This window comes from Brevirhabdus sp., from assembly GCF_052826345.1.
The window spans coordinates 1-8,239 of sequence record NZ_JBRBUA010000113.1; the positions used below are offsets into that span (position 1 = coordinate 1).

Here is an 8,239-nt window from a genome sequence, read left to right on the forward strand (position 1 = left end):
ATGACATGAACATCGACGAGGACGCCGACTATGTGAAAAGCATGGAAAAGGCGCTGAAAAAGCTGACCGAAAAGGCCGCGGGCGATCAGTGAGACCGCAGCGACAACATCCGCAGCGACAACAAGCGCTGCGACAACATCCGCTGCGACGGGCGTTTCAGGCTTTCAGAAGTCCGAGCGCCTGTCGCAGATCCAGCGCGCCGTCGTAAAGCGCGCGCCCCGATATCACCCCGTCAAGTGGCGCGCCACTGGCCTTGAGCGCACGAAGATCCTCCAGCGAGGACACCCCGCCCGATGCGATCACCGGAATGTCGACCGCCCGCGCCAGCGCTGCCGTGGCTTCGACGTTGGGGCCCTGCATGGCCCCGTCGCGGTTGATGTCGGTGTAGATGATCGCGCAGACGCCCGCGTCCTCGAAGCTGCGCGCCAGCGCCGTGACCTCCTGATCGGTCTCCTTGGCCCAGCCGCGTGTGGCGACCATGCCGTTGCGCGCATCCAGCCCCACGGCGATCCGGCCCGGATAGCGGGCCGCCGCCCGGCGCACCAGATCGGGGTCTTCCACCGCGACGGTGCCCAGGATGACGCGCGCGATGCCGTGGTCGATCCAGCGCGCGATCGTGTCCATGTCGCGGATGCCGCCGCCCAGCTGGGCGGGCACGTCGATCGCCGCCAGAATCGCCTCGACCGCGGCGCCGTTCACCGGCTGCCCGGCGAAGGCGCCGTTCAGATCGACCAGATGCACCCAGTCGCAGCCCGCATCCTGAAAGCTGCGCGCCTGCGTGGCGGGGCTGTCGCTGAACACGGTCGCGGCCTGCATGTCGCCTTTCAGCAGCCTGACGCATTGCCCGTCCTTCAGGTCGATCGCAGGGTAAAGGATCATCACAGTCGCCTTTCACTTGTTCCGCCGCCCTTTGCCACGAAACCGGGCAGGATGCAAAGCCGCCGACGCCCACGCCCCCTGATGACCCGCAGCCGACCGGCAACCGACCCCACGTCAGCCTTGATCCGGCGCGGAAACACTCCGCAATCTGCGGCAGATGCCTTTGGGAGGAGACAGGCGATGTTCAAACGGATCGCGGCTGCAGCCGCACTCGGCGCGATGATGGCCGGGCCCGCCCTTGCCGGCGGGATCAGCGGCACGTGGCAGACCGAACGAAACGATGAGGGCAATATCGCCCTGGTGCAGATCGGCGATTGCGGCGGCACCTATTGCGGGAAGCTGGTCAAATCCTTCGGGCCCGATGGCAAGGAGTTCAAATCCAGGAATACCGGCAAGAACCTGGTCTGGAACATGGTCGACAAGGGCAACGGCGCCTTCGGCAACGGCAAGATCTGGGATCCGGGTTCGGACAAGATCTATTCGTCCAAGATGCAGTTGAAGGGCGATGCGCTCAAGGTCTCGGGCTGCGTGCTGATCATTTGCAAAAGCCAGGTCTGGACGCGGGTGAAATAACGCCGCGCACCGCCGTACCCCCGCGGGAGGGGGCACACGCACACACGAAGCTGTGACAGCCAGGCCGCGCAGGCCGCGGGGCCGTCGCGGAACCGAAAACCTGCGCCTTCCGTTTTGTCGTGAATGCCTCAAACCGGAAGGATGCAGCCATGCCCATCGTGAGAACCGAAGACGGAACCGAACTTTACGTCAAGGATTGGGGCGAAGGGCCTGCCGTGGTGCTGATCCACGGTTGGCCGCTGAACGCCGACAGCTGGGAACATCAGGCGCTTGGCCTGGCGGAAGGCGGCTGCCGCGTCATCTCCTACGATCGGCGCGGATTCGGACGGTCGGGCCAGCCCTTTTCGGGCTATGACTACGACACCATGGCCGACGATCTGGCCCAGGTGATGGACGCGCTGGGCGTCAAGGACGCCACGATTGCGGGTTTCTCGATGGGCGGCGGCGAGGTCGCGCGTTACATGTCGCGCCACGGCGGACGCCGGGTGCGCAAGGCGGCGCTGATCTCCTCGATCGCGCCCTTCCTGATGAAGTCGGACGACAACCCCGAAGGCGTGCCGCAGGAAGAGCTGAAGAAGATCGAACAGGCGCTGCGCAAGGATCGCGCGGGCTTCCTTCACGGGTTCTTCGATGATTTCTATGGCGAGGGAACGCCGGGCGGCGGCGTCAGCGAGGCCATGCGCCACTGGTCCTGGCTGATGGCGATGCAGGGCAGTCCCAAGGCCACGATCGACTGCGCCAAGGCATTCGGCACCACCGATCTGCGGCCCGACATGTCCGAATTCGGCGTGCCGACGCTGATCGTGCACGGCAGCGCCGACAAGACAGTGCCCATCGACGCGACCGGGCGCGCGGCCGCCAAGGCGATCCGCAACAGCGAGCTGAAGGAATACGACGGCGCGCCGCACGGGCTGATTGCCACCCATGCCGAACGTCTCACCAAGGATCTGCTGGCCTTCGTCAAGGGCTGATCCGCGAGTGTCGCCCGCGCCTTTCGTCCATGCCGAAAGGATGGACGCGGGCTGCGGGAGCCGCGCCTATGGGGTCCAGTTCAGGAAGTTCGCGATCATGCGCAGGCCGGTCGCCTGACTCTTCTCGGGATGGAACTGCATGCCGACCATGGTGTCGCGTCCCACGATGGCGGTGATCGGCGTGCCGTAGTCGACATGGCCCAGCAGTTGCGCGTCATCATCCATGCGCATGTGGTAGGAGTGGACGAAATAGACGTGTTCCCCCGTGCTCACGCCGGTGGTGACCGGGTGGGGACGGTCGATCACCAGATCGTTCCAGCCCATATGCGGCACCTTCAGCGCGGGGTCGTGCGGCGTGATCGGCACCACCTCGCCGGCGATCCAGCCCAGCCCCTCGGTGGGTTCGTATTCCAGGCCGCGCCGCGCCATCAGCTGCATTCCCACGCAGATGCCCAGGAAGGGCACGGCGCGGGTTTCCACCGCTTCGCTCAGCGCCTGATAGAGCCCGCTGCGCGCCAGCAGCGCGTCGCGGCAGGCCGGAAAGGCGCCGTCGCCGGGCAGGACCAGACGATCCGCACGCGCCACGTCTTCGGGCGCCGCGCTGACGATGACCTCGCCCGCGCCGGTTTCGCGCGCCATGCGCTGGAACGCCTTTTCCGCGGAGTGCAGGTTGCCGCTTTCGTAATCGATCAGGACCGTCAGCACCGCGCTACAGCGCCCCCTTGGTCGAGGGCACGGCACCCGCGCCGCGCGGATCGGCCTCGACCGCGGCGCGCAGGGCACGGGCCACGGCCTTGAACGTCGCCTCGGCGATGTGATGGCTGTTGATGCCGTGCAGCTTGTCGACATGCAGGGTGATGCCGCCATGCGTCGTCAGGGCCTGGAAGAATTCGCGCAGCAGCACGCAGTCGAAGCTGCCGATCCGGGTGCTGGGCAAGGCCACATCCCACACCAGATAGGGCCGCCCCGACAGATCCAGCGCCGCGCGCACAAGCGCATCGTCCATCGGCAACAGGCAGGACCCGTAGCGGCAGATGCCCTTCTTGTCGCCCAGCGCCTGGCCCAGCGCCTGACCCAGCGCGATGCCGACATCCTCGACGGTGTGGTGATCGTCGATGTGCAGGTCGCCTTCCGCCCGCACGGTCAGATCGAACATCGCGTGGCGCGCCAGCTGATCCAGCATGTGATCGAAAAAGCCCACGCCGGTCGCGTTTTCGTAACGCCCCGTGCCATCGAGGTTCAATTCCACCGAAATGTCGGTTTCCGCGGTTTTTCGGCTGATGGTGGCGGTCCGCATCAGGGGTTCCTTTCGACTGGACATGCGCGCGTTATAGGGTGGCTTCGCCGGTTTTGCCAAGGGCTCGCGGGGCGGGGGAGGCCGGTTGCCCCGAGGGCCCCGCAAGGCGGGGCTATTTCTGGCCGCGGGCCTTGGCGGGGGGCGGTGCGGGGGGCGGCGTCGGCCGGGGCAGATCGATCTCGGCCTGTGTTCCCGGAGGCGACAGGTCAAAACCCGACCCCGCACCCCCGGTCGCCGCATCCGTCACGGGGCAGCAAATGAATTCGCTGCCGGTGCAATGCGGCAGCCCCAGCGCCGCGATGCGCGCGGCGTCGTAATGCCCGTTCAGCAACAGCAGCCCTTCGCTGAGCAGACGGTCCCGGGTGCCGCCGCCGCCGTCTGCGCGCAGCCGTCGCATGAAGTCCTTCTGCCGCGCCGTGGCCTCAATCACATCGCGGCTGATCGGCCTGCGCTGCACATGGCGAAACAGCGAGATCACGCGCGCGTTTCCGGTGCCGCCCGCAAAGATCCGCTCCACATCCGGGGCGGGGACCGTGCGCCAGAAATTGGGCGGGTAGGGGTGATCGCGCAAGAGCCACAGGATATTGGCGAAACCGGCAGCCGAGAGGCTTTTCTTGGCGTCCTTGTTCTGGCCCGCGGTCAGGTATCCGGCGTGGGCGACGAACAGCCCCAGATAGCAGACCGCGCGCGCCTCGTCGGCGGCAATCAGAATGCAGGGGTGGTCGATGGCCTCGGTCGGGATCATCCAGTTGCCGCCCATGGTGTTCTTGATGTCGACGTCATGGCCCAGGATCACCGTGTCGAGCCTGCCTTTGGGCAGGTTCAGCAGCGCGCGCAGCTCGATCTCCACACGGGTGCCGATATAGGTCTTTTCGGTTTTTTCCAGCTCTTCATACGATCGCCGCCCGGTCTTGGGGGTCATGATCACATCGTCCACGCATTGGCGCAGCATCGCGGCGAATCCGTCGGCCAGCGCGGCGGGGCCGCCCGCGCGGCGCGTGATGTCCACCGCCAGCCGCGCCAGAAGCGCGTGATCGGGATGGCCGGGGGAAACCAGGCTGGGAGGGATGTGTTTTTTCAACCGTGGCCCCCGCCGCCGGGGCGGGTTGTCGCGGTCGGGACCGATCGCCGGGGGCCGCGGCGCGCTGGCAGCGCTGGCATCACGCGGTGACGCTGCGCAACACCCTTTTGCGCAGGGCCCGCGATAATTGCTGGGAAACGGCGCGCGCAACGGGCGGCGGAAACGCATTGCCGACCTGGCGATAGGCGTTGGTCTTGGCGCCGGTGAAATGCCAGTCGTCGGGAAACCCCTGGATGCGCGCGACCATCGGCACGGTCAGCCGGGGCATCCCGTTGTGAAAGGGGTCGGGCGCTTCGGGGGCGATGGTGCGCCCCTCCACGCCCAGGGTGGCCCAGGCGGCGCGGGCGCGGGTGGGGCCCAGATCGGGGCCGCCGTGCTTTTTCGACCCGCCCACGATGGTCGGCGCGATCTCATCGGCGCGCGCCGCCCAGTCCCGCGCCCCGCGCCAGCCGCGCGCGGCCATCAGATCGTGCAGCGTCTCGCCCACGGTGGGCGGATTGTGCGGGTTGGGTTCGGGCCAGTCGAAGAAATCGGCCCGCTCCTTGCGGACGGCCACGATCACCACGCGTGGGCGCAGCTGCGGCACACCGTAATCCGACGCGTTCAGCAGCCGCCAGTCGGTGCGATACCCCAGCTTGGCCAGCTGTCCCTTCAGCCGCTCGCGGTAGTCGTGAAAGACCGCATCGAGAAAGCCGCGCACGTTTTCGATCATCACCGCGCGCGGCCGCGCGGCGTCGACGATATCGATGGCGTCATTGAAAAGATTGCGCTCATCCCGCTCGCCCAGCTGCTTGCCCGCCACGGAAAACGGCGGGCAGGGCAGGCCCCCGGCCAGCAGGTCGATGCCGCGAAAATCGGCGGCGCGCTCCTTGAAGACGCGCATGTCCTCTTCCAGCACGGTCCAGTCGGGGCGGTTGTGGCGCAGGGTGTTGCAGCAGTGATGGTCGATCTCGACCAGTGCGGAATGGCCGAACCCGGCCTGTTCCAGGCCAAGCGCCTGCCCACCGGCGCCAGCGCAAAGTTCCACCGATGTCAGCATCTTGCAGGCCCTCTTTTTCCACATAGAACCCGTCGCGCCGCCCGGGATCAACCGCCTTGTCACCCGGAGCCTTCGTTTCGGCAATGTTCGTTTTTCGTTCTAGCGTGAAAGCCGGGGCCGCGGCAAGACCGGCAAAGGCGCAATCCGGCAGTTTCGCGACAGCGTGCGGCGCGGGCGTGGCGCAGCCTGTGAAAGATGTGCGTCGGCGTGCTGCGCGCGGAGGCCGCAAACCACAAAGGCCGCCCGAAGGCGGCCTTGTTGTCCTGTGGGGTACAGGACCCAATTGGAGCGGGCGAGGCGATTCGAACGCCCGACCCTAACCTTGGCAAGGTTATGCTCTACCCCTGAGCTACGCCCGCTTCCTTGGGTGAGCGCGTCTTACCCCTAATCCCGAAGCGGCTGCAAGGGCATTTTCGACGGATGGGTGAAAAAATTTCGACGTGTCGGTCGGGCGGAATCGGACGTGCCGCGGGCGAAGCCAGACAGGGGCCAGACACGGGCCAGGCACGGGTCGGGACACGCGTGTGTCGGGCGAGTTTGACCTGGTATTTCAAGCTGCTTGCCGGGGGGGGCAAGGATCATGGCCGCCAGACGGCGGCGGCGATATCGCGGGTATAGGTGACGCGCGCGGCTTCGCCCGTGGTCATGTCCCTGATCCACAGATCCGCGTTCGGCCCGTGCTTGACCCGCAGATCGCCGGAGAGATAGGCCAGACATGCCCCATCGGCGCTGATCTCGGGGGCGGTTTCCTGCGCGAGCGGCGTGTCGGTGATGCGGGTCCGGCCCGTCAGCGCGGGCGGCGCGGCGTCGGGGTCAAGCGCCGCCCGCCACAGATCCAGGGTGCCGCCCGGTGTCTCGGCACGCGCGAAGATCACCGCGCCCGCGCCCGGCAGCCATGTCCCGTCGGTTTCCAGCCGGTCGGGCGGGCTGAGCGTGCTGACGCTGCCGTCGGCGATGCGCAGCGCATGCAGCGCGTAGCGCGGCCATGCGGCGCCCAGCGCGTTTTCGGCCGTATAAAGCAGCCATTTGCCGTCCCCGCTCAGCCGGGGCTGCAAGGCGTAGCGGCCGTCGCGGGTCACTTGCCGCGCGTCGGTCACGCTGGTGGCGCCCGGATCGATCCGGGCGTGAAAGATATCGCTGTTGCCATCCCCTTTCTCGAAGAAAAGCAGCCCACCGGCAGGCCAGTGCACGCCGCCCAGTTCGGCCGCGTCCTGTCCGAGATACCGCAGATTGTCGCCTTCGCCATCGTAATCGGCGTCCTGCGGGTCCATCGCATAGAGCGACCGGTTCGGCCCCGCGCCCCGGCTCGACACGAAAAGCAGGCGCTGCCCGTCGGGCGACCAGTCCTGCAAGATGTTGTCATAGGGCGCGCGATCGTTCGCCCCCTGCGTCAGCCGCAGCGCGCGCTCGGCAATGCCATCGCGAAGCGACAGCAGGTACACATCCTGCCAGTTGACGGCGATATTGGTCGGGTCGGGGTAATGATAACGGCTCAGCGCCAGTTCGCGGTCGAAACAGGCGGATGCAGGCGCGGCGGGCAGTGCGCCGTGCGTCGCGCCGGCATCCGCCCCGTCGAGGGGGATGGATGCGTCAGCGTCTGCGCCAGGTGCAGCGTCAGCTCTGGCGTCAGCTCTGGCGTCGGGCCGGGCAGCCGAGCCGTTGCCGGACGGTGGGGCGGGGAGGGCCGCCGGGTCGGCTGCGGGCTTGGCGGCAGGCCGCGTCGTCTCCGAGCCGCCCGCGGCTGCCGCAATCTCCGAACTGCCGGGCCGCGCGGCGGGCAAGGCGTCGGGGTCGGCCGCGCTGGCGGAACCGGGTGCCACGCAGAGCAGCGCCAGCGCGATCGGGCGGTGAAAGAGGGGCATGGCGGGCCTTTCCATCGACAAAGCAATCGCGCCCATCCTAGCCGCCCGCGCCCGGCGATGTCGCCTGCGCAGGCGTGCAGATCCCCGCCCTTGGCGGAAATCCCCGCTTTCGCACGCCCGTGCTGTGCCGCCGTGCCGCTACTCCATTTCGACAAGCAGGTCCTTGGCGTCGATCTGCGCGCCGGGGGTGACGTGAACCGCCTTAATGGTGCCGTCACGCTCCGCATGGATGCCGGTTTCCATCTTCATCGCCTCGATGGTCAGCAGCAGATCGCCGTCGCGCACCTTCTTGCCCGCCTCGGCCGCCACGCTGGCCACGACACCGGGCATCGGCGCGCCGATGTGGCCCGCGTTGGCCAGATCCGCCTTGGGGCGCTGGGTGGCGGTGGATTTCACCATCCGGTTGGGCACGCGGATCACGCGGGGCTGGCCGTTCAGCTCGAAGAAGACCTTCACGTCGCCTTTCTCGTCGGTTTCGCCCAGCGCTTGCAGGCGGATTTCCAGCGTCTTGCCGGGGTCGATCTCGGCGGTGATCTC

General features: G+C 67.5%; 9 protein-coding genes and 1 tRNA gene. 2 read left to right on the forward strand and 8 right to left on the reverse strand.

All coding sequences use genetic code 11. The annotated features are described in order from the left end of the window. Window positions 1-156 precede the first annotated feature (156 nt). The gene (gene hisA / locus ACU0BR_RS13585; protein ID WP_446157374.1) at window positions 157-879 is read right to left on the reverse strand and encodes a 1-(5-phosphoribosyl)-5-[(5-phosphoribosylamino)methylideneamino]imidazole-4-carboxamide isomerase; all 723 of its coding nucleotides are present in this window, start codon (window positions 877-879) and stop codon (window positions 157-159) included. A gap of 180 nt (window positions 880-1,059) precedes the next feature. On the opposite strand from hisA, the gene ACU0BR_RS13590 reads away from it, so the two are divergent. Together ACU0BR_RS13590 and ACU0BR_RS13595 are read left to right on the forward strand one after the other, a co-directional pair. After that, complete coding sequence (locus ACU0BR_RS13590; RefSeq protein ID WP_446157375.1) at window positions 1,060-1,452, forward strand: DUF2147 domain-containing protein; 393 nt, start codon at window positions 1,060-1,062, stop codon at window positions 1,450-1,452. Window positions 1,453-1,601: 149 nt separating this feature from the next. Next, window positions 1,602-2,423 carry an alpha/beta fold hydrolase gene (locus tag ACU0BR_RS13595; RefSeq protein WP_446157376.1) on the forward strand — a complete coding sequence of 274 codons (822 nt, stop codon included), beginning with the start codon at window positions 1,602-1,604 and terminating at the stop codon, window positions 2,421-2,423. Between the two features lie 66 nt (window positions 2,424-2,489). Here ACU0BR_RS13595 and hisH read toward each other — a convergent pair whose 3' ends face one another. From hisH to ACU0BR_RS13630, 7 genes are all read right to left on the reverse strand, one after another. Beyond that, window positions 2,490-3,128, reverse strand: coding sequence for an imidazole glycerol phosphate synthase subunit HisH (gene hisH / locus ACU0BR_RS13600; protein WP_446157377.1), 639 nt, complete (start codon window positions 3,126-3,128; stop codon window positions 2,490-2,492). Between the two features lie 4 nt (window positions 3,129-3,132). Continuing rightward, a complete protein-coding gene (gene hisB, locus ACU0BR_RS13605) occupies window positions 3,133-3,720 on the reverse strand; it encodes an imidazoleglycerol-phosphate dehydratase HisB (protein ID WP_446157378.1) in 588 nt (195 codons plus the stop codon). A gap of 112 nt (window positions 3,721-3,832) precedes the next feature. Next, complete coding sequence (locus ACU0BR_RS13610; RefSeq protein ID WP_446157379.1) at window positions 3,833-4,801, reverse strand: NaeI family type II restriction endonuclease; 969 nt, start codon at window positions 4,799-4,801, stop codon at window positions 3,833-3,835. A gap of 79 nt (window positions 4,802-4,880) precedes the next feature. After that, entirely contained in the window at window positions 4,881-5,840 is a 960-nt protein-coding gene (locus tag ACU0BR_RS13615; protein ID WP_446157380.1) for a DNA cytosine methyltransferase, read from the reverse strand. Window positions 5,841-6,124: 284 nt separating this feature from the next. Next, a tRNA-Gly gene (locus tag ACU0BR_RS13620) sits at window positions 6,125-6,199 on the reverse strand. A gap of 219 nt (window positions 6,200-6,418) precedes the next feature. Beyond that, entirely contained in the window at window positions 6,419-7,702 is a 1,284-nt protein-coding gene (locus ACU0BR_RS13625; RefSeq protein WP_446157381.1) for a TolB family protein, read from the reverse strand. 138 nt (window positions 7,703-7,840) lie between these two features. Next, the coding region (locus ACU0BR_RS13630; RefSeq protein WP_446157382.1) for a biotin/lipoyl-containing protein at window positions 7,841-8,239 on the reverse strand (399 nt) is incomplete at its 5' end.

Excerpts from the sequence above, each read along its gene's own strand:
- hisA (WP_446157374.1), bottom strand. The coding sequence starts at position 879 with ATGATCCTTTACCCTGCGATCGACCTGAAGGACGGGCAATGCGTCAGG.
- ACU0BR_RS13590 (WP_446157375.1), top strand. The coding sequence starts at position 1,060 with ATGTTCAAACGGATCGCGGCTGCAGCCGCACTCGGCGCGATGATGGCC.
- ACU0BR_RS13595 (WP_446157376.1), top strand. The coding sequence starts at position 1,602 with ATGCCCATCGTGAGAACCGAAGACGGAACCGAACTTTACGTCAAGGAT.
- hisB (WP_446157378.1), bottom strand. The coding sequence starts at position 3,720 with ATGCGGACCGCCACCATCAGCCGAAAAACCGCGGAAACCGACATTTCG.
- ACU0BR_RS13615 (WP_446157380.1), bottom strand. The coding sequence starts at position 5,840 with ATGCTGACATCGGTGGAACTTTGCGCTGGCGCCGGTGGGCAGGCGCTT.
- ACU0BR_RS13625 (WP_446157381.1), bottom strand. The coding sequence starts at position 7,702 with ATGCCCCTCTTTCACCGCCCGATCGCGCTGGCGCTGCTCTGCGTGGCA.